We start from the raw sequence: 17,810 nt of genomic DNA on the forward strand, positions 1-17,810 counted from the left end.
CCTTACGCTGCCCCGGTGACCGAGCTCGCCGGTGCCGTGTGGCCGGGCATCCCCGAGGACGCGCTGCTCGTCGTCCCGCTCGGCTCGGTCGAGCAGCACGGGCACCACCTGCCGCTGGCGACGGACACCGCCGTGGCGACGGCGGTCGCGCGCGCGTCGCTGCCCGAGCTCGACGGGGCGCTGCTGGGGCCCGCGCTGCCCTACGGGGCGAGCGGGGAGCACGAGGGCTTCCCCGGCACGGTGTCGATCGGCACGGAGGCGCTGACCGGGCTGCTGGTCGAACTGGGGCGCTCGGCCTGCCGGTGGGCGCCGCGGCTGCTGGTGGTCAACGGCCACGGGGGCAACCTGGCGGCGCTTCGGGCCGCCGTGCCGCTCCTGCGCTCGGAGGGGCGGGACGTCGCCTGGTTCCCGTGCGGGGTGCCGGGCGGCGATGCGCACGCCGGGCGCACGGAGACGTCGCTGATGTTGCACGTGGAACCCGGCGGGGTGCGGGAGGCCGCTGCGGTGGCCGGTGAGACGGCGCCGCTGACGGAGATCCTGGCCCGGCTGCGCGCCGAGGGGGTGCGGGGAGTCAGCCCGAACGGGGTGCTGGGCGACCCCGCCGGTGCCTCGGCGGCCGAGGGGGCGGAGTTCGTGGCCGACCTGGCCGCGCGGCTGGTGGCCGCGGTGCGCGAATGGCAGGTGGACCCCGCCGGACGGCTCGGCTGAGGAGCCGTCCGGCGGGGCCGGTGCTCAGGCGGGCCGGCTCAGGAGAGGGCCTCGGCGAACAGCGGCACGGTCTCGTCCAGCGCGTAGAGGATGCCCGGAGCCGTGCCGATCGAGAAGGCGCTGGCCAGCGTCTCGTCCTCCAGGACCACGGCGCGGCCGTCCTGCACCGAGGGCAGCGCCTGCCACAGCGGGTTCGACGTGAACTCGGAGGCCTCGACGAAGATGGGGAAGGCGACGGTCAGGTCGGAGTCGAGCAGGGACACCTGCTCCTCGCTGACCCCCACGAAGAAGCTGTCCGTGGCCTGCTCCTGGATCTCCGGCTCGTTGACGAAGCCGAGCTCCTCCATGAAGTCGACACGGGCGTCGCCCTGCACGTAGGCGCCGAAGCCCTCGGCCGTGAAGGCGGCGACGGCGACCTCGGTGCCGTCGAACTCGGGGTGTGCGGCGGCGGCGTCCTCGAACGCCTGCGTCACCTCAGCGGCGAGCTCCTCGGCCTCGTCGGTCCGGCCGAGCGCCTGGCCGACCAGCTCGAGCTGCTGGTCCCAGCTGGTCTGGTACGGATCCACGCCCTCGGGCATGCCGACGGTCGGCGCGATGCGGCTCAGCAGGTCGTAGCGCTCCTGCGTGCCGTCGGACTTGGTGTCCAGGATGAGGTCGGGCTCGAGCGCGGCGATCGCCTCGAAGCTGGGCTCCATCGTCTCGATGATCTCGGGGACCTCGTCGTAGCCCTCGGACCACGGACCGACGCCCTCGCCGCCGAACGCCAGCCAGTCGCTGGCGCCGACCGGCTCCACGCCCAGGGCCAGCGCCGTCTCCGCGTCGCCCCAGCCGAGGGCCACGACGCGGGTGGGCTCCTCCTCGATCTCCACCTCGCCGAAGGCGGTGTCCACGGTCACCGGGAAGGCGCCCGACGAGCTGCCGCCGCCGTCGCCACCGGAGCTGCCGCCGGTGTCGTCGGAACCGCAGCCGGTGACGACGAGTGCTGCGGCGGTCAGGACTGCGGCGCGGAGGAGGGGGCGGGGGGACATGCGGGCTCCTTCGAACGTCAGGTAAGGCTGACCTAACCACAGCGTGGCTGTGTAACGATCACCACCCCGCCCCGCCCCGCCCCGCCCCGCCCCGGCAGGTCCCGGCGGAGGGCCGGGGGAGACTGGCGGGGTGGATCGATCGGCACCGGCGACGCTCGGCACCCCGCCCGAGGACCGGCTGCCCGACGGCTTCGCCGTCCGCCTCGATCCGCGGACGCGGCGCCGGGACGGCGGGGCGACGCTGCTCGGTGGCTCGCCGCTGCGGCTGCTGCGGCTGGCCCCGCGGGCGCGCGAGCTGCTGACCGGCGACCGGCTGGTGGTGCGGGACGCCGCCATCGCGTCCCTCGCGGCGCGCCTGCTGGACGCGGGGCTTGCGCATCCCGATCTCGCCTCCGGAGTCACGCGAGCCGCCGGGGAGGGTGGCGCCGGCGTGACCGTCGTCGTGCCGGTCAAGGACCGGCCGGCCGAGCTGGCCCGGCTGCTCGCCGCCCTGCGTGCCGATCCGGCCACCGCCGGTCTGCCCGTCGTGGTGGTGGACGACGGGTCGGCCGCCCCGGTGCGCGCCCAGGGCGTCGTCGTCGTGCGGCACGAGGCGGCGCGCGGTCCCGCGGCGGCCCGGAACGCCGGGCTGCGGGCGGTCCGGACACCGTTCGTCGCCTTCCTGGACTCCGACTGCGTGCCGCGGCCGGGCTGGCTGTCCGCGCTGCTGCCGCACCTGGCCGACCCGCGGCTGGCGGTCGTCGCGCCCCGGATCGTCGGGCTGCCCGGCCGGGGCTGGCTGCAGGACCACGAGGCGGTGGGCGGCGCGCTGGACATGGGCGAGCACGCCGCACCGGTCCGGCCGCTGTCGGGCGTCTCGTACGTGCCGAGCGCGGCGCTGCTGTGCCGGCGGTCTGCCCTGGGCGCGGGCTTCGACGAGGCGCTGCGGGTGGCGGAGGACGTCGACCTGGTGTGGCGGCTGACCGCGGCCGGCTGGCGGGTGCGGTACGACCCGGCCGCCGAGGTGGCGCACCAGCACCCGACCGGGACCGTGGAGTGGGTGCGCCGCCGGGCGTTCTACGGCACCGGGGCCGCGCTGCTGGCGGCCCGGCACGGGGGTCTGGTGTCGCCGCTGGTGATCGCCCCGGAGCTGGCGGTGGCCGTGGCGCTGGCCGCCGGGGGCGGTCGGGCCGGGCGGACCGCGGGCCTGGGGCTGCTGGCCGTGCGGGCCGCCCGGCTGGCCGGCCGGCTCGCACGGCCGGGGGAGCGCCCGCGGGTGGGACTGGCCGTCGTCCTCGTCGGGAGGAGCGCCGGTGCGGCCGCGCGGGCGCTGTCCCGGTCGGCGACCCGCCACCACTGGCCGCTGACGGTGACCGCGGCCCTGCTCTCGCACCGGGCGCGGCGGGGTGCCCTGCTGCTGGCCGTCGTCGACGGGCTGCTCTCCTGGCTGCCGAACCGGCGGCGGATCGGACCGGTCCGTCACCTGGCTGCGCGTCGGCTCGACGACCTCGCGTACGGGGCCGGGCTGTGGACGGGAGCCGTGCGGGCGCGCTCGGCCCGGGCGCTGCTGCCCACTCGGCCGCCCCGCGGATGACGGCGAGGTGAACTGCCGGCGATTCCGCCGTGGTCCGGAATGACCGGCGGGCGCCTGGACTTGGAGCCCTCGTACTGCGGTCCGGCCAGCGTGGGTCCCCGCTCCGTCGCGAACACCCCGAGGGACCCCCTGTGACCACCCTGAACGACCGGCCGGCGCCCGCCCCTGCGCGGCCGGCGTCCGCGCCTCCGCCGGCGGTGCAGCCGCCCGGCGCGGCCCGTACCGCCCTCGTCCTGGGTGCCTTCGTGGCCATCGGGCCACTGACCATCGACATGTACCTGCCGGCGCTGCCCACCATCACCCGGGAGCTGGAGACGACCTCGGCGGCGGTGCAGCTCACGCTGACCGGCACCCTGATCGGGCTCGCCCTGGGCCAGCTGGTGCTGGGCCCGCTGTCCGACGCGATCGGCCGGAAGCGCCCGCTGCTGGCAGGCACCGCCCTGCACGTGCTGGCGTCCCTGCTCGTGATCATCGCGCCGAACCTGGCCGTGCTCGGCGCGCTCCGCGTGCTGCAGGGTGTCGGGACGGCGGCCGGAGCGGTGATCGCGCTGGCCATCGTGCGGGACCTCTACGTCGGCCGGGCGGCCGCCACGATGCTCTCCCGCCTGTTCCTGGTGCTCGGCGCCGCCCCGGTCCTGGCGCCGACCATCGGCGGGGAGATGCTGCGGTTCACCTCGTGGCGCGGGATCTTCGCCCTGCTGGCGGTCTACGGCGTCGTCATGATCGTCGTCGGCGCGCGCCTGCTCCCCGAGACGCTCCCACCGGAACGCCGCCGGTCCACCGGGGTCGCCGGCACGCTGCGCGGCTACCGCGGGCTGCTCCGTGACCGCCCCTACGTCGGGCTGGTGCTCGTCGCCGGGCTGACGATGGCCGGCCTGTTCAGCTACGTGTCCGGCTCGGCCTTCGTCTACCAGGACGAGTTCGGCCTGGACGAGCAGCAGTTCGGCCTGCTGTTCGGTGCCGGGGCGTTCTGGCTGATCGCCGCGACGCAGCTCAACCCGGTGCTGCTCCGTCGCTGGTCCCCGGCTCAGGTGCTCGTCGCGGGAACCGTGGCCGGGGTGGTCGCGGGGGCCGTGCTCGTGGCGCTGGCCGCCACCACCACCGGCGGGCTGTGGGCCGTGGCGGTCAGCCTGTGGGCCGTGCTCTTCGCCTGCGGGCTGGCGCTGCCCAACGCCCCCGCGCTGGCGCTGTCCCGCCACGGCGACGCCGCCGGCACCGCCGCGGCGCTCCTGGGCGCGGTCCAGTTCGGCGTCGGTGCCCTGGTCTCGCCGGTCGTGGGCCTGCTCGGCAACAACGCGGTGGCCATCGGCACGGTCGTGGTCACCGCGCTGGGGCTGGCGACCGTCCTGCTGGTGCTGGTCGTCCGCCCGTGGCAGCTGCCCCTCGACGACGCCGCAGAGCCGGCCGCGGTCCACTGACCGGCGTGATCGACCCCGTCCGCCCGGCGCTGTCCCCGGGACGCGTGGCGGCCGCTGTGGTCGCCCTGGCCCTCGGCGGCTTCGCGATCGGCACCACAGAGTTCGTCACGATGGGCCTGCTGCCCGACGTGGCCGCGGGCATCGACGTCGACATCCCCACCGCGGGGCACGTGATCTCGCTGTACGCGCTCGGGGTGGTCGTGGGTGCGCCGGTGATCGCCGCGCTCGGCACCACCCTGCCGCGGCGCGGCCTGCTCATCGGGCTCATGGTCGCCTTCATCGCCGGCAACGTGCTCACCGCGGTCGCGCCGGGCTACGGCTCGCTGCTGGCGGCCCGCTTCGTGGCCGGCGTCCCGCACGGCGCCTACTTCGGCGTGGCGTCCCTGGTGGCCGCCTCGCTGGTCCGGCCGCACCTGCGCGGGCGGGCGGTGAGCTCGGTGATGCTCGGGCTGGCGGTCGCCAACGTGGCCGGCGTGCCGGCGGCGACCTGGCTGGGGCAGCAGCTGGGCTGGCGCAGCGCCTACTGGGCGGTGGTGGGAATCGGCGCGCTGACGATCCTCGCCGTCGCCACGGTGGTGCCGGCGTCCCCGGGCAACCGCGCGGCGACCGTGCGCACCGAGCTGGGCGCGCTGCGCCGTCCGCAGGTGCTGCTGACCCTGCTCGTGGGAGTCGTCGGGTTCGGCGGGATGTTCGCCGTCTACAGCTACGTCGCGCCGCTGGTCACCGAGGTGACCGGGATGTCGCGCGGCTCCATCCCGCTGGTGCTGCTCGCCTTCGGCATCGGGGGCGTGGTGGGGACGGCGCTCGGCGGGCGGCTCGCCGACCTGGCCCTGTTCCGGTCGCTGGTGGGCGCGAACGTGGTGACCGGCGTCCTCCTGGCGCTGATCCCGCTCGCCGCCCGGACGCCGGTCACGATCGTCGCGGCGATCTTCCTGCTGGGCGCGGGCGCCTCGACCCTCGTGGTCTGCCTGCAGATGCGCCTGATGGAGGTCGCCGGTGAGGCGCAGATGCTGGGGGCGGCGCTCAACCACTCGGCGCTCAACGCCGCCAACGCCCTGGGCGCGTGGTCGGGCGGGCTGGTCATCGCCGCGGGGCACGGGTACACCGCGCCCGGCCTGCTCGGCGCGGGGCTGGCGGCCGCGGGGCTGCTCGCGCTCACCGCCTCGGGCGTCCTGCGCCGACGGGAGATGCGAGCCGCCGGTGCGCTGCCGGAACACCTGTCCCACCCGGCCCAGCCCGCTCGCGCCGCACGATGAGGGGGCGGGGCGAGCGGTAGCGTCGGGCAGCCGCCGGTGCGTACCCGTCCGTCCCGGCCGGGGCCCTGCGTGGGTCCGGTGAAACGCAGCCTCAGGAGGATCCAGCCGTGAAACTGGAGAACTCGTTCAGCGTGCCCCTGCCCGTCGACGAGGCGTGGCGGGTGCTGCTCGACATCGAGCGGATCGCCCCGTGCATGCCGGGCGCCGTGCTCGACTCCGTGTCCGGCGACGACTTCACCGGCTCGATCAAGGTCAAGCTCGGGCCGATCAACCTGACCTACCAGGGCAAGGGCTCGGTCACGGAGAAGGACGACGCCGCCCACCGCGCGGTCATCGAGGCCCGCGGCAAGGACCAGCGGGGCAACGGCACCGCGGCGTCGGTCATCACGGCGGTGCTGGTGCCCGAGGGCTCCGGGACGCGGGTGGACGTGGTCACCGACCTGACCATCACCGGGCGCCCGGCGCAGTTCGGCCGGGGCGTCATGACCGACGTCGGCGACAAGCTGCTCGGCCAGTTCTCGGACAAGCTCGCCGCCCAGCTCGGTGCCCCGTCGCCGGCCGCGGGTTCGCCGGGACCGGTGGCGAAGGCCGCGGCGACGGCGTCCGGCGCGGTGGAGGAGATCGCGGCCTCCGTCGAGCAGGTGCCCGGGGAGGGCCCCGCCGCCACGGCCGTGAAGAAGGCGGCGGCGGCCACGAAGAAGGCCGCGGCCGGCGCCACCGAGAAGGTGACCGAGCCCGTCGCGAAGGCCGCTCCGGCGAAGAAGACGACGGCCGCGAAGGCCGCTCCCGCCACGTCAGCTCCGGCCAAGGCCGCCCCGGCGAAGAAGGCGGCGCCCGCCGGGACGACGCCCGCGAAGGCGGCGGCCACGAAGAAGGCGGAGCCCGCGAAGAAGGCAGAGCCCGCGAAGAAGGCAGAGCCCGCGAAGGCAGAGCCCGCGAAGAAGGCCCAGCCCACGAAGGCAGAGCCCGCGAAGGCAGAGCCCGCGAAGGCGGCTCCTGCGAAGAAGGCGTCCGCCGCGACCCCGCCCGCGGAGAAAGCCGGGCCCGCGGCGGCCACCGACGTCGCTCCGGCGTCCGCCGGTGCGCGGCGCCCGAGCGGCCCGCCCTCGGGGCCGTCCGCGCCCCCGGCCCGGCCGGCGACCGGTGCCCCCGCCCGCAGCGTCCCGTCGGCCGGTCCCCGGTCCGCGGCGCCCGTGTCGACCAGCCCCGCCACCCGGCCCGAGCCGATCGACCTGCTCGAGGTGTCCGGCGCCGGCGGCCCGAGCCGCTACGCGCCCGTCGTGGGCGCCGCGGCCGCGGTCGCCGCGGTGGTGCTGCTGGTCCGCCGCAGGCGCCGTCGTCGTCGCACCGCGTAGCCGTCGCACCGCGTAGCCGTCGCACCGACGTCGGGCGGTGCAGCGGCTGAGCTCAGCCCGGGAGCACCTCGGTGAGCCAGGAGAGCGCCGCCGCGGCGACGAGGCCGGGATTCTTCTTCAGCGAGTGGTCGCCCGGCACCGCGTACACCGACGCGAGCCCCTGGCCGGCCAGTGCCGCCGCGACGTGCTCGGGGCGGCCCATCGCGTCGGTCTCGCCCTGCACCACGACGATCGGCACCCCCACGCCGGTGAGCTCGGAGGCCCGGCTCTTCTCCGGCTTGCCCGGCGGGTGCAGGGGGAACGCCAGGGCCAGGACCCCCGCCGCGCCCTCGGCGGCCGACGTCCGGCAGGCCACCCGCGCGCCGGCGCTGCGGCCGCCGAGCACCAGCCGGCCGGGCAGCCGGTCGGTCAGCCGCAGCCGGTCCAGCACGGCGCCCCACGCCTCGTCGAGCCGCGGCGGCGCCGGGGCGATCCGCTTGCCCGCCACCCGCCACGGCTGGTCCACCCGGTGCACCAGCCACCCGGCGTCCACCGCCTCGGCCGCGACCGCCGCCAGGTCGGCCGAGTCCGAGCCACCGCCGGCACCGTGCCCGAGCACGAGCGTGCCCGCGGCCCCGTCGCCGGCGCTGAGCACGCGCGCCGGCCCGAGCGGCGTGTCGACCAGCTCGCTCATGCCGGCAGCGCCAGCAGCCCCTCGACCGCGCCGAGGAGGTCGCCGGCCTGCACGTGCGGCGCCTCGTAGACCAGCGGGTACACCCGCTCGCTGCGCGGGAACCAGGCGCCGGTGAGACCGGCCCGCTGGGCGCCGAGCACGTCCCATCCGTGCGAGGCGACCAGTCCCAGGCGCTCCGGGGTCACCTCGCACCGGCCCGCGGCCCAGAGGTAGACCTCGCGGGCCGGCTTCCAGGCGCGGATCGCCTCGCTGGTCAGCGTCGCCTCGACCAGCGGCGTGAGGCCGCCGCGCGCCAGGCCGGCCTCGGCCACGCCGGGGGAGCCGTGCGACAGCGTCACCACGCGGACGCCCGCCTCCGTCAGCCGGCGCATGGCCGGCTCCACGTCCGGGTGCGGGGACAGCTCGGCGAAGGCGTCGAGCACCCCGGCACGGGCGGCAGCCGGCAGGGCGCTCTCCTGCGCCAGGGCGGAGTCGAGCGCGTCGCGGAAGGAGCACCAGTCGCCGACGACGGTGGCGGCGAAGCCGGTGAGCAGGGTGCGCGCGAAGACGGTGCGCAGCAGCGACTCCGGCTGGCCGGCCTCCACCAGCGTGGCGCGGACGGGCGCGAGGTCCAGCAGCGTCTCGTTGACGTCGAACGCGACGACTTCCGGCCGTCGGCGGGTCATGCCTCGTCGCGCTCGTCGGGCGGCAGGTGCGCCGCGGCCGCCGGCGGGCGACGCAGGCGGCCGCTCACCTTCTTGTAGACGAACCACGCGACGGCCGCGACCACGGCGACGACGACGGCGTAGTCCAGCCAGTGCAGGTTGTCGCGCACGAAGTCGCCCGCGGCCACCCCCAGCCCGATCAGCACGCTGTTCCAGATCAGGCTGCCGCCGGCGGTGAACAGCAGGAACTGCCCGATCGGCATCCGGACGACGCCGGCGGGCACCGAGATGAAGCTGCGCACGATCGGCACCATGCGGCCGAAGAACACCGCCGAGCGCCCGTGCCGCGCGAACCACTCGAAGGTCTTGTCGACGTCCCCGGTCTCCACCAGCGGCAGCCGGTCGAGGAAGGCGTGCGACCGCCGCGGGCCCAGCGCCCGGCCGACGTAGTAGAAGAAGACCGCGCCCAGCAGTGAGCCCAGGGTGGCGAAGAGGACGACGGGCACGATGTTCATCTCGCCGTCGTTGATGAGCACTCCGGCCAGCCCGAGCACGGCCTCGCTGGGGATCGGCGGGATGACCGTCTCGGCCAGGATGGCCAGCCCCACGCCCACCGGGCCGAGCGAGTTGACCAGATCCAGCAGGAATCCGGTGATCCCACCCTCGTCGGAGGCCGCGGCGGTGAGCAGGTCCATGCCGCCCACGGTATCGGCGGGTCCGGTGCGCTGCCGCGACGCCGACCCACGGCGCGGCTAGCGTCGCCAGGTATGCGCCAGCGCTTCACCGCCCGCGCCGCCGTGGTCGGGGACCGCGCCGGCACCGTCGTCCCCGATGCCGTCGTCGACGTCCTGGACGGCTCGATCGAGTGGATCGGCCCGGCCGCCGAGGCCCCGCCGCAGCCCGGTGCCGAGGTCGTCGCCCTGCCCGGCGTCCTGACGCCCGGGCTGGTCAACGCCCACTCGCACGCCCCGATGGTGCTCTTCCGGGGTCAGGGCGAGGGGCTGCCGCTGGACCGCTGGCTGCGCGAGGTGATGTGGCCGCGCGAGGCCCGCCTCACCCCCGAGGACGTCGAGGTCGCGATGACCGCCGCGTCGGCCGAGATGCTGGGGAACGGGATCACCACCAGCGTCGAGATGTACTTCCAGGCCGAGCGGATCGCCGCCGCGGTCGGGGTCACCGGAGCCCGCGCCGTGATCGCCACGCCGCTGCTCCCGCTGCCGGGCATGCCGCCGATGGAGGAGCAGCTGCGCGCCGCCGTCGCGCTGGCCGCCGGCGCGCCGGACGACGGCACGGTCGAGTTCGGGCTCGGCCCGCACGCCGCGTACACGGTGCCGCTCCCCGTGCTCCGCGACGCCGCCACCGCGGCCCGCGAGCACGGCCTCCTGCTGCACCTGCACGTCGCCGAGACCGCGACCGAGGGGGAGGACCTGCTCGCCGCGCACGGCCTGTCGGTGCCCTCGCTGCTGGCCGCCCACGACGTGCTGGGCGGACGGGTGCTGGCGGCGCACTGCGTGCACATGGACGACGGCGACCTCGACCTGTGGCGCGAGTACGACGTCGCCGTGGCGCACTGCCCCGCCAGCAACGCCAAGCTGGCCAGCGGGGTCGCCCGCCTCCGCGACATGCTCGACCGGGGCATCCGCGTGGGCCTGGGCACCGACGGCCCGGCGTCCAACGACTCCCTGGACCTGCTCGCCGACCAGCGCCTGGCCGCGTCGATGGCGCGGCTGCGCGAACGGTCGGCGACGGCGCTGACGGCGGCGGAGGCGTTCTGGCTGGCCACCGGGGCGGCTGCCGACGCGATCGGCCGCCCGGACCTGGGCGTGCTGGCGCCCGGCCGCCGCGGCGACCTGGTGCACGTGGACACCCGGGACCTCGTCTTCGAGCGCGTCGGCGACGCCGCCGACCTGCTCGCGCACCTGGTCTGGTCCGCCGACGGCCGGCACGTCCGCGACGTGTGGGTGGGCGGCAGCCAGGTCGTGCAGGACGGCCGGTCCACGCGTGTGGACGCCGACGCGCTGCGGGTGGACGTGGCCGAGCGCGCCGCCCACCTGGCCGGGCGGTGACCTCGGGCCGCGCTCCGCGTGCGGTCGTGGTCGGTGGGGGGATCGGCGGTCTGGCCGCGGCCCGGGGCCTGCAGCTGGCCGGATGGTCGGTGCGGGTGCTCGAACGGGCGGCCGACCTGGAGCCGCTCGGTGCCGGCCTCAGCCTGTTCCCCAATGCGGTGCGGGCGCTCGCCGCGCTGGGCGTCGAGTTGCCCGCCGGCCGGCCCCCGGGGCCCGGCGGCATTCGCGCCGGGGACGGTCGCTGGCTGTCGCGCACCGACCCCGCCGTCTACCCCGAGAGGTACGGCGCCCCGCTCCTGGCGGTGCACCGGGCCGACCTCCAGGAGGCGTTGCTCGCGGCGCTGGGGCCGGGCACCGTCGTCACCGGCGCCCGGGTGCTCGACGTCGAGGACGGACCGGACGTCGCGCGGGTCCGGCACAGCGGCGGTGAGGGACGCGCGGAGCTGGTCGTGCTCGCCGACGGGCTGAGCAGCACGACCCGCTCGCTGGTCGCCGGCCCGGGCCCACGCCCCCGCTACGCGGGCTACACCGCCTGGCGTGCCGTCGTGCCCGCCGGCGCCGTGACCGTCCGGCTCGACGGCGCGACCGAGAGCTGGGGGCGCGGCGAGCGGTTCGGGATCGTGCCCCTCGCCGACGGGCGGGTCTACTGGTTCGCGACGGCGAACGCTCCCGAGGGCGGGCAGGCGGCCGACGGCGAGCACGCCGAGGTGCGCCGGCGCTTCTCCGGCTGGCACGCGCCGATCCCGGACGTCGTCGGTGCCACCGCCCCCGGTGACGTGCTGCGCCACGACGTCTACGACCTGCGTCCGCATCCGCGGTCCTACGTCGGGAGGCGGCTCGTGCTGCTCGGCGACGCCGCTCACGCCATGTCCCCGAACCTGGGTCAGGGCGCCTGCCAGGCGCTGGAGGATGCGGCGACCCTCGGGTCGTTGCTCCCGGCCGGCGGGGACGTCGACGCCGGGCTGGCTGCCTACGACCGGGCACGACGTCCGCGGGCCCGGCGCATCGCGCGACGCTCGGCCCAGGTCGGGAGGATCGCCCAGCTGGACGGGCGGTTCAGCAGCGCGGCGCGGGACCACGTCGTCCGCCGGACCCCGGACCTGGTGACCCGTCGCCGGCTCGACGACCTCCTCCGGTGGGACGTCCCGGCGCGGCTCGGCTGACCCTTCTTCAACCGTCCGGTTGACCAAGGGTGGTGGGAGGTCTACCGTGCTGTTCAACCGCAAGGTTGACAAGGAGGAACACGGTGGCGGATCCGCTCTCCCGGGTGTTCTCGGCGCTGGCCGACCCCACCCGGCGGGACATCGTGGCGCGGCTGGCGGTCGCCGATGCCACGGTCAACGAGCTCGCCGCGCCCTACGAGGTGACCGTCCAGGCCGTCTCCAAGCACCTCAAGGTGCTGGAGGACGCCGGCCTGGTGAGTCGCAGCCGGGAGGCCCAGCGCCGCCCGGTGCACCTCGAGGCCGAGGTGTTCGACCTGATGACGAAGTGGATCGAGCGGTACCGGCGGCAGGCCGAGGAGCGCTACCGCCGTCTCGACGACGTCCTGCGCGACATGCCGGACGCCGGCCCAGCCCAGGAAGGAAGCACGTCATGACCAGCACCACGCACCACGAGACCCAGATCGTCTCCGACCCCGACGTCCCCCTCGTCCGGATCGTGCGCGAGTTCGACGCCCCGCCCGAGAAGGTGTTCCGGGCGCACGTCGACCCGGAGCTGTTCGCACGGTGGACGGGGCCGAAGGGCATGGAGATCCGCATCGACCGGTACGACTGCCGCACCGGCGGCTCCTACCGCTACGTGATGTCGCAGGACGGCGAGGACTACGGCTTCAACGGCGTCTTCCACGAGGTGCGCGCGAACGAGCTCATCGTCCAGACGTTCGCCTTCGAGGGGATGCCGGACGACGTCGCCCTCGAGCGGATCGTCCTCGAGGACCTGGGCGACGGTCGCACCCGGCTCACCTCGACGTCGCTGGTGGACTCGTTCGAGGGCCGCGACGGCTTCGTCGCCAGCGGCATGGAGGTCGGCGTGAACGAGGGCTACGAGAAGCTCGACGACCTGCTCGCCCGCGGCTGAGCCCGCGGATCAGGCGCGCAGGGAGATCGTGTCCCCGCGGCCGACGGTGCGCAGCTGGCCGGGCAGCTCGCGGCGGCCGACCTCGGCGACGAAGTCCCCGAGCGGGCTCCTGAACCGGTCGTAGTCGTCGTAGTGCACCGGCACGGTGACCGGCGGCTTGAGCAGCTCCACGAGGTCGGCGCCCTGGCGCGCGTCCATGGTGACGGTGAGCCCGAGCGCCTTGGTCCCGCCCAGGTGCGGGACGAGGACGTCGAGCGGCCCGCAGCGCTCCAGCACCTCGCCGAGGAACGGCCGGTACAGGGTGTCGCCGGAGATGTAGCCCCGCCAGGCGACCTCGCCGGCCCGCACCAGCTCCAGCACGCTGCCCATCACCGGCGGGAGCACCTTCGCCAGCGGTCCCGGCCCGTGGACGCCCGGTACCGAGGTGATCCGCAGCTCGTCGTCGCCGGCGGACAGGACGTGCTGCTGCCAGGGGCGCAGGTCCGACGTCGCGGTGAAGCCCTTGCGCCCCAGCGCCCGCGCGGCCGCCTGGGTGGTCACCACCGGCGTGGCCTTGTCCAGGCTGCGGGTGGCGATGTCGTCCCAGTGGTCGCCGTGCATGTGCGAGAGCAGGACGGCGTCCAGGGACGGGAGCTCGCCGGGCTCCAGCGCCGGGTCGGTCAACCGCTTGGTCCACAGGCCCTTGCCCAGGTAGGCGCGCTGCCCGCGGTGCAGGAAGCTCGGGTCGGTCAGCAGGGTGAACCCGCCGAGCCGGAGCAGCATCGTCGCGTTGCCGACGAAGGTCATCGTCACGTCGTCCATGGGCTGCGGTGCGGGCTCGACCATGAGCCCCGGCTACCCCCGGTCGGGTGCTGGTAGACAGGCCGGGTGCCAGGAACCCGCACCGTCGACGAGTCCTTCCTCGCGCTCCCGCTGTCCGCGCTCACCGACGCCGCCCTCACCCGGGCGGTGGACCTCGGCTGCGAGCACGCCGACATCCGGGTCGAGCGGATCCGCACCCAGACGATCAGCCTGCGCGACGCCCGTCCGGAGGCGGTGACCGACGGCGAGGACCTCGGGCTGGCCGTCCGGGTCGTATACGAGGGCACCTGGGGCTTCGCGGCCGGCGTCGTCCTCACCGCCGCGGAGGCCGTCCGGCTGGCCGAGCAGGCCGTCGCCGTGGCGACGGTGTCGGCGGCGATCAACACCGACCGCGTGGAGCTGGTCCCCGAGCCGGTGTACCCCGACGCCACGTACGTCTCCGAGTACGAGGTCGACCCGTTCGAGCTGCCGGACACCGAGAAGACCGCCCTGCTCACCGACTTCTCCGAGCGGCTCCTGGCCCCCGACGGCGTCGAGCACGTGCAGAGCAGCTGCATGCACGTCAAGGAGCAGAAGTACTACGCCGACACCGCCGGCACCCGCACGAGGCAGCAGCGGGTGCGCATCCACCCGGAGTTCACCGCGCTCACCGTCGACCGCGCCACCGGCTCCTTCGAGAGCATGCGCACCCTCGCCCCGCCGTCCGGCCGCGGCTGGGAGTACCTGACCGGCGGCAGCTGGGACTGGGCCGGCGAGCTGGCCGAGCTCCCCGAGCTCCTGCGGGAGAAGACCAAGGCGCCCTCGGTCGAGGCCGGCCGCTACGACCTGGTCATCGCCCCCTCGAACCTCTGGCTGACCATCCACGAGTCCATCGGCCACGCCACCGAGCTCGACCGGGCCCTCGGCTACGAGGCCGCCTACGCCGGCACGTCGTTCGCGACCGTCGACAAGCTCGGCACGCTGCAGTACGGCTCGCCGCTGCTGCAGGTCACCGGCGACCGCACGGCCGCCCACGGCCTCTCCACCGTCGGCTGGGACGACGAGGGCGTCGCCGGGCAGGAGTGGGACATCGTCAGGGACGGCGTGCTGGTGGGCTACCAGGTCGACCGCAACATGGCCCGCCTCCGGGGGCTCCCGCGCTCCAACGGCTGCGCGTTCGCCGACTCGCCGGGCCACGTGCCCGTGCAGCGGATGGCCAACGTCTCCCTGCAGCCGGCGCCCGACGGGCCCTCGACCGACGACATCATCGGCGGGGTGGACCGCGGCATCTACGTGGTCGGCGACAAGAGCTGGTCGATCGACATGCAGCGCTACAACTTCCAGTTCACCGGCCAGCGGTTCTACCGGATCGAGAACGGACGGCTGGCCGGTCAGCTGCGCGACGTCGCCTACCAGGCCACGACGACGGACTTCTGGGGCTCGATGTCGGTGGTGGGCGGGCCGCAGACCTACGTCCTGGGCGGCGCGTTCAACTGCGGCAAGGCCCAACCCGGGCAGGCGGCGCCGGTGAGCCACGGCTGCCCGACCGCCCGCTTCGACCAGGTGTCGGTGCTCAACACCGTCCAGGAGGCCGGCCGATGAGCGCGAGAACGACGGTCGAGCGAGCATCGCAGGGAGCGCTAGCGACCGAGGAGCGGAACGAGACCGGAGTCGAGCAATGAGTCTGCACCGCTCAGCCCAGGAGCTCGTCGAGCAGGCGCTCGCCACCTCGACCGCCGACGGCCAGGTCACCTACGTCACCGAGCACTCGGAGGCCAACCTGCGGTGGGCGGGCAACAGCCTGACCACCAACGGCGCCATGCGCTCGCGCTCGGTCGTCGTCGTCTCCTTCGTGGACGGGGGTGCGGGGATGGCCGCCGGCACGGTGTCGCGCACCGGGACGCCGGACGTCGCCGAGCTGGTCGCCGCCAGCGAGCGCGCCGCCCGCGACGCGGGCCCCGCCGAGGACGCCGTCCCGCTGGTCTCCGAGCCGCCGCCGGGCACCGGGGACTGGTCGGCCGACCCGGCGGAGACCTCGATCGAGGTGTTCGCCGAGTTCGCGCCGGCGCTCGGGCAGGCCTTCGGCGAGGCGCGCGACCGCGGCGAGCTGCTCTTCGGCTTCGCCGAGCACTCCCTGAGCACCACCTACCTGGGCACCTCCACCGGTCTGCGCCTGCGCACCGACCAGCCCACCGGCCGGGTGGAGCTCAACGGCAAGAGCCCGGACTTCTCCCGCTCGGTGTGGTCGGGCACCAGCACGCGCGACTTCCGGGACGTGTCCGTGCCGGCGCTCGCCGCCGACGTGGCGCAGAAGATGCGCTGGTCGGAGCGCCGCATCGACCTCCCGGCCGGGCGCTACGAGACCCTGCTGCCGCCCTCGGCGGTCAGCGACCTGATGATCTGCCTCTACTGGACGATGGAGGCGCGCGACGCCGACGAGGGCCGCAACGTCTTCGCCCGCCAGGGCGGCGGGAACCGGATCGGCGACCGCCTCGCCGAGCTCCCGCTCACCCTGCGCAGCGACCCGGCGGCACCGGGCCTGGAGACCGCACCCTTCCAGGTGGTGCCCGCTTCGTCCGGCGCGGCCTCGGTGTTCGACAACGGCCTCGCCTCGCCGGCGATCGACTGGATCACCGACGGCGTCCTCACCAACCTGGTCCGCCCGCGCGCCTGGGCGCTGAAGCAGACGGCGCCGGCCACGGTCGCCGTCGACAACCTGATCCTCGAGGACCGCACCGCATCGGTGGATCCCGCTGACATGGTCGCGGCCACCGAGCGCGGCCTGCTGCTGACCACGCTCTGGTACATCCGCGAGGTCGACCCGCAGACGCTGCTGCTCACCGGCCTCACCCGCGACGGCGTCTTCCTCGTGGAGAACGGGGAGGTTACCGGTGCGGCCAACAACTTCCGGTTCAACGAGTCGCCGGTCGACCTGCTGGGCCGTGCGGTCCAGGCCAGCCGGACCGAGCGCACCCTGCCCCGGGAGTGGAACGACTGGTTCACCCGCGCGGCCATGCCGATGCTGCGGGTGCCGGACTTCAACATGAGCTCGGTGTCACCGGCCAGCTGACGGTGGCCTCGCCGACGCCCCGGCGGACCCGTCCGTCACACCCGTCGCAGGCCGGGCTCCGGTCGGTGCAGTTCCGCCAACGTGGGCGAGTGACGCCTGGAGAGTTGTGACGGCGACGCGTCGTGGCGGCGGGGTTACCGTGGGTGCTGAAAGTCGGTGCAACAGAGAGCTTTACCGCAGGACCACATCTGCCGAAACCTCTTGTGGCTCCTTTTTTCAACCGAGCACGGGCCCCGCTCTCCGGAACGGGCTGTCGAGGGGAGGACTCCCATGAGCAGGAGTCACAAGCCGTCCGTCTTCCAGGTCGGCAAGGTCCGGGACGACGGGCACACCGTCGTCATCTCCGGGTGGGGTCTGGGCCTGTGCGCCGCGGCCTGCGCCTGCCACCGCCACCCGTCGGCCGGCCACCTCGCGATCGACGAGGACCAGGCGGGCGGACGCCTCGGCCTGGTCAGCTTCGCCGACGGCGGCTGCGACTGCTGCGAGGCGTGGACGGCCGACGAGCTCTCCGCGATCCTCCGCGACTTCCAGACCGTCGCCGGCCTCCAGGTCCAGGAGCCCCTCGCCGGCTGATCGTCGCGTTGCCCCTGCCCGTTCCCCGGGTAGGGGCACTCGCATGTTGGGACGAGCCGCGCTGCGCGGAGCCCTCGCCGGCCTGGCCGGCGTCGCTGCCATGACCCTGGCGGAGAAGGCCGAGCAGTCGGTCACCTCGCGCCCGAACTCCTACGTACCGGCACGGACGCTCACCGCGGTCACGACCGGCCGCCGGTTGCCGGGCTCCGCCCGCCCGCCGGTGCGCAACCACCTCATGCACTGGGGGACCGGTGCGGCCGTCGGCGCCCTGCGCGGGATCTGGTCCGCCGCCGGACTGCGCGGCTGGCGCGCCTCGGCCTGGCACACCTCGGTGCGGCTGGCCACCGACCAGACCCTGGAGAACGCCACCGGCGTCGGCGCACCGCCGTGGACGTGGTCCCGCCGCGACCAGGTGGTCGACGTCGGCCACAAGGCCGTCTACTCCTTCGTCACCGGCGCCGTCGCCGATCGGCTCGTCCCGCTCGCGGCCGACCGGGGTCCGGACGGGGTCGCTCGCGGGGCCCGCGGGAACGGCTGAGGCGCATGTGACGAACGGGGCGAGTGCAGGGCTTCCGATCCCGCGCGCC

18 protein-coding genes are annotated in these 17,810 nt (G+C 75.3%); 13 read left to right on the top strand and 5 right to left on the bottom strand.

Annotation, left to right across the window (positions count from 1 at the left end; genetic code table 11):
- The first annotated feature begins 15 nt into the window (after positions 1-15).
- On the top strand, positions 16-708 hold the full coding sequence (gene mftE, locus ACI793_RS06105; protein WP_456605477.1) for a mycofactocin biosynthesis peptidyl-dipeptidase MftE: 693 nt from the start codon (positions 16-18) through the stop codon (positions 706-708).
- Positions 709-746: 38 nt separating this feature from the next.
- On the opposite strand, the gene ACI793_RS06110 is transcribed toward mftE, so the two are convergent.
- Positions 747-1,736 (bottom strand): iron-siderophore ABC transporter substrate-binding protein, encoded by a 990-nt coding sequence (locus ACI793_RS06110; RefSeq protein WP_456605478.1) that lies wholly within the window; start codon positions 1,734-1,736, stop codon positions 747-749.
- Between the two features lie 130 nt (positions 1,737-1,866).
- On the opposite strand from ACI793_RS06110, the gene mftF reads away from it, so the two are divergent.
- The 4 genes from mftF (at position 1,867) to ACI793_RS06130 (ending at position 7,338) form a co-directional block, all read left to right on the top strand.
- Positions 1,867-3,309: a mycofactocin biosynthesis glycosyltransferase MftF gene (mftF, locus tag ACI793_RS06115; protein WP_456605479.1), complete on the top strand. Its 1,443-nt coding sequence runs from the start codon at positions 1,867-1,869 to the stop codon at positions 3,307-3,309.
- Positions 3,310-3,440: 131 nt separating this feature from the next.
- On the top strand, positions 3,441-4,727 hold the full coding sequence (locus ACI793_RS06120) for a multidrug effflux MFS transporter (RefSeq protein WP_456605480.1): 1,287 nt from the start codon (positions 3,441-3,443) through the stop codon (positions 4,725-4,727).
- 5 nt (positions 4,728-4,732) lie between these two features.
- Positions 4,733-5,983 carry an MFS transporter gene (locus ACI793_RS06125; protein ID WP_456605481.1) on the top strand — a complete coding sequence of 417 codons (1,251 nt, stop codon included), beginning with the start codon at positions 4,733-4,735 and terminating at the stop codon, positions 5,981-5,983.
- 107 nt (positions 5,984-6,090) lie between these two features.
- Positions 6,091-7,338 (top strand): SRPBCC family protein, encoded by a 1,248-nt coding sequence (locus ACI793_RS06130; RefSeq protein WP_456605482.1) that lies wholly within the window; start codon positions 6,091-6,093, stop codon positions 7,336-7,338.
- A 52-nt stretch (positions 7,339-7,390) separates the two neighbouring features.
- On the opposite strand, the gene ACI793_RS06135 is transcribed toward ACI793_RS06130, so the two are convergent.
- Genes ACI793_RS06135 through ACI793_RS06145 form a run of 3 tightly spaced genes read right to left on the bottom strand, consistent with a single transcriptional unit; the run spans position 7,391 to position 9,350 of the window.
- Positions 7,391-8,011 (bottom strand): alpha/beta hydrolase family protein, encoded by a 621-nt coding sequence (locus ACI793_RS06135; RefSeq protein ID WP_456605483.1) that lies wholly within the window; start codon positions 8,009-8,011, stop codon positions 7,391-7,393.
- Entirely contained in the window at positions 8,008-8,676 is a 669-nt protein-coding gene (locus ACI793_RS06140) for an HAD-IA family hydrolase (protein WP_456605484.1), read from the bottom strand. Before ACI793_RS06140 ends, ACI793_RS06135 begins: the two co-directional genes overlap by 4 nt.
- Positions 8,673-9,350: a DedA family protein gene (locus ACI793_RS06145; protein WP_456605485.1), complete on the bottom strand. Its 678-nt coding sequence runs from the start codon at positions 9,348-9,350 to the stop codon at positions 8,673-8,675. Before ACI793_RS06145 ends, ACI793_RS06140 begins: the two co-directional genes overlap by 4 nt.
- Positions 9,351-9,422: 72 nt before the next feature.
- On the opposite strand from ACI793_RS06145, the gene ACI793_RS06150 reads away from it, so the two are divergent.
- The 4 genes from ACI793_RS06150 to ACI793_RS06165 all read left to right on the top strand — a co-directional run bounded on the left by ACI793_RS06150 (position 9,423) and on the right by ACI793_RS06165 (position 12,800).
- Positions 9,423-10,721, top strand: coding sequence for an amidohydrolase family protein (locus ACI793_RS06150; protein ID WP_456605486.1), 1,299 nt, complete (start codon positions 9,423-9,425; stop codon positions 10,719-10,721).
- 26 nt (positions 10,722-10,747) lie between these two features.
- Positions 10,748-11,884: an FAD-dependent monooxygenase gene (locus ACI793_RS06155; RefSeq protein ID WP_456605487.1), complete on the top strand. Its 1,137-nt coding sequence runs from the start codon at positions 10,748-10,750 to the stop codon at positions 11,882-11,884.
- An 83-nt stretch (positions 11,885-11,967) separates the two neighbouring features.
- Complete coding sequence (locus tag ACI793_RS06160; RefSeq protein WP_456605488.1) at positions 11,968-12,318, top strand: ArsR/SmtB family transcription factor; 351 nt, start codon at positions 11,968-11,970, stop codon at positions 12,316-12,318.
- Positions 12,315-12,800 (top strand): SRPBCC family protein, encoded by a 486-nt coding sequence (locus ACI793_RS06165; RefSeq protein ID WP_456605489.1) that lies wholly within the window; start codon positions 12,315-12,317, stop codon positions 12,798-12,800. Before ACI793_RS06160 ends, ACI793_RS06165 begins: the two co-directional genes overlap by 4 nt.
- A gap of 9 nt (positions 12,801-12,809) precedes the next feature.
- Here the strand turns inward: ACI793_RS06165 and ACI793_RS06170 are convergent, their stop codons facing one another.
- Positions 12,810-13,625 (bottom strand): MBL fold metallo-hydrolase, encoded by an 816-nt coding sequence (locus ACI793_RS06170; RefSeq protein ID WP_456605490.1) that lies wholly within the window; start codon positions 13,623-13,625, stop codon positions 12,810-12,812.
- 42 nt (positions 13,626-13,667) lie between these two features.
- On the opposite strand from ACI793_RS06170, the gene ACI793_RS06175 reads away from it, so the two are divergent.
- The 4 genes from ACI793_RS06175 (at position 13,668) to ACI793_RS06190 (ending at position 17,761) form a co-directional block, all read left to right on the top strand.
- On the top strand, positions 13,668-15,182 hold the full coding sequence (locus tag ACI793_RS06175) for a TldD/PmbA family protein (RefSeq protein WP_456605491.1): 1,515 nt from the start codon (positions 13,668-13,670) through the stop codon (positions 15,180-15,182).
- A 76-nt stretch (positions 15,183-15,258) separates the two neighbouring features.
- Complete coding sequence (locus ACI793_RS06180) at positions 15,259-16,650, top strand: metallopeptidase TldD-related protein (protein ID WP_456605492.1); 1,392 nt, start codon at positions 15,259-15,261, stop codon at positions 16,648-16,650.
- A 270-nt stretch (positions 16,651-16,920) separates the two neighbouring features.
- Positions 16,921-17,223: a hypothetical protein gene (locus tag ACI793_RS06185; RefSeq protein ID WP_456605493.1), complete on the top strand. Its 303-nt coding sequence runs from the start codon at positions 16,921-16,923 to the stop codon at positions 17,221-17,223.
- 43 nt (positions 17,224-17,266) lie between these two features.
- Positions 17,267-17,761, top strand: coding sequence for a hypothetical protein (locus ACI793_RS06190; RefSeq protein WP_456605494.1), 495 nt, complete (start codon positions 17,267-17,269; stop codon positions 17,759-17,761).
- Positions 17,762-17,810: the final 49 nt, after the last annotated feature.

Source organism: Blastococcus sp. SYSU DS0617 (assembly GCF_054051075.1).

What these genes read in the sequence shown, in the direction of transcription:
- ACI793_RS06110 (WP_456605478.1), bottom strand. Translation starts at nt 1,736, where the DNA reads ATGTCCCCCCGCCCCCTCCTCCGCGCCGCAGTCCTGACCGCCGCAGCA.
- ACI793_RS06135 (WP_456605483.1), bottom strand. Translation starts at nt 8,011, where the DNA reads ATGAGCGAGCTGGTCGACACGCCGCTCGGGCCGGCGCGCGTGCTCAGC.
- ACI793_RS06140 (WP_456605484.1), bottom strand. Translation starts at nt 8,676, where the DNA reads ATGACCCGCCGACGGCCGGAAGTCGTCGCGTTCGACGTCAACGAGACG.
- ACI793_RS06145 (WP_456605485.1), bottom strand. Translation starts at nt 9,350, where the DNA reads ATGGACCTGCTCACCGCCGCGGCCTCCGACGAGGGTGGGATCACCGGA.
- ACI793_RS06150 (WP_456605486.1), top strand. Translation starts at nt 9,423, where the DNA reads ATGCGCCAGCGCTTCACCGCCCGCGCCGCCGTGGTCGGGGACCGCGCC.
- ACI793_RS06165 (WP_456605489.1), top strand. Translation starts at nt 12,315, where the DNA reads ATGACCAGCACCACGCACCACGAGACCCAGATCGTCTCCGACCCCGAC.
- ACI793_RS06170 (WP_456605490.1), bottom strand. Translation starts at nt 13,625, where the DNA reads ATGGTCGAGCCCGCACCGCAGCCCATGGACGACGTGACGATGACCTTC.
- ACI793_RS06180 (WP_456605492.1), top strand. Translation starts at nt 15,259, where the DNA reads ATGAGTCTGCACCGCTCAGCCCAGGAGCTCGTCGAGCAGGCGCTCGCC.
- ACI793_RS06185 (WP_456605493.1), top strand. Translation starts at nt 16,921, where the DNA reads ATGAGCAGGAGTCACAAGCCGTCCGTCTTCCAGGTCGGCAAGGTCCGG.
- ACI793_RS06190 (WP_456605494.1), top strand. Translation starts at nt 17,267, where the DNA reads ATGTTGGGACGAGCCGCGCTGCGCGGAGCCCTCGCCGGCCTGGCCGGC.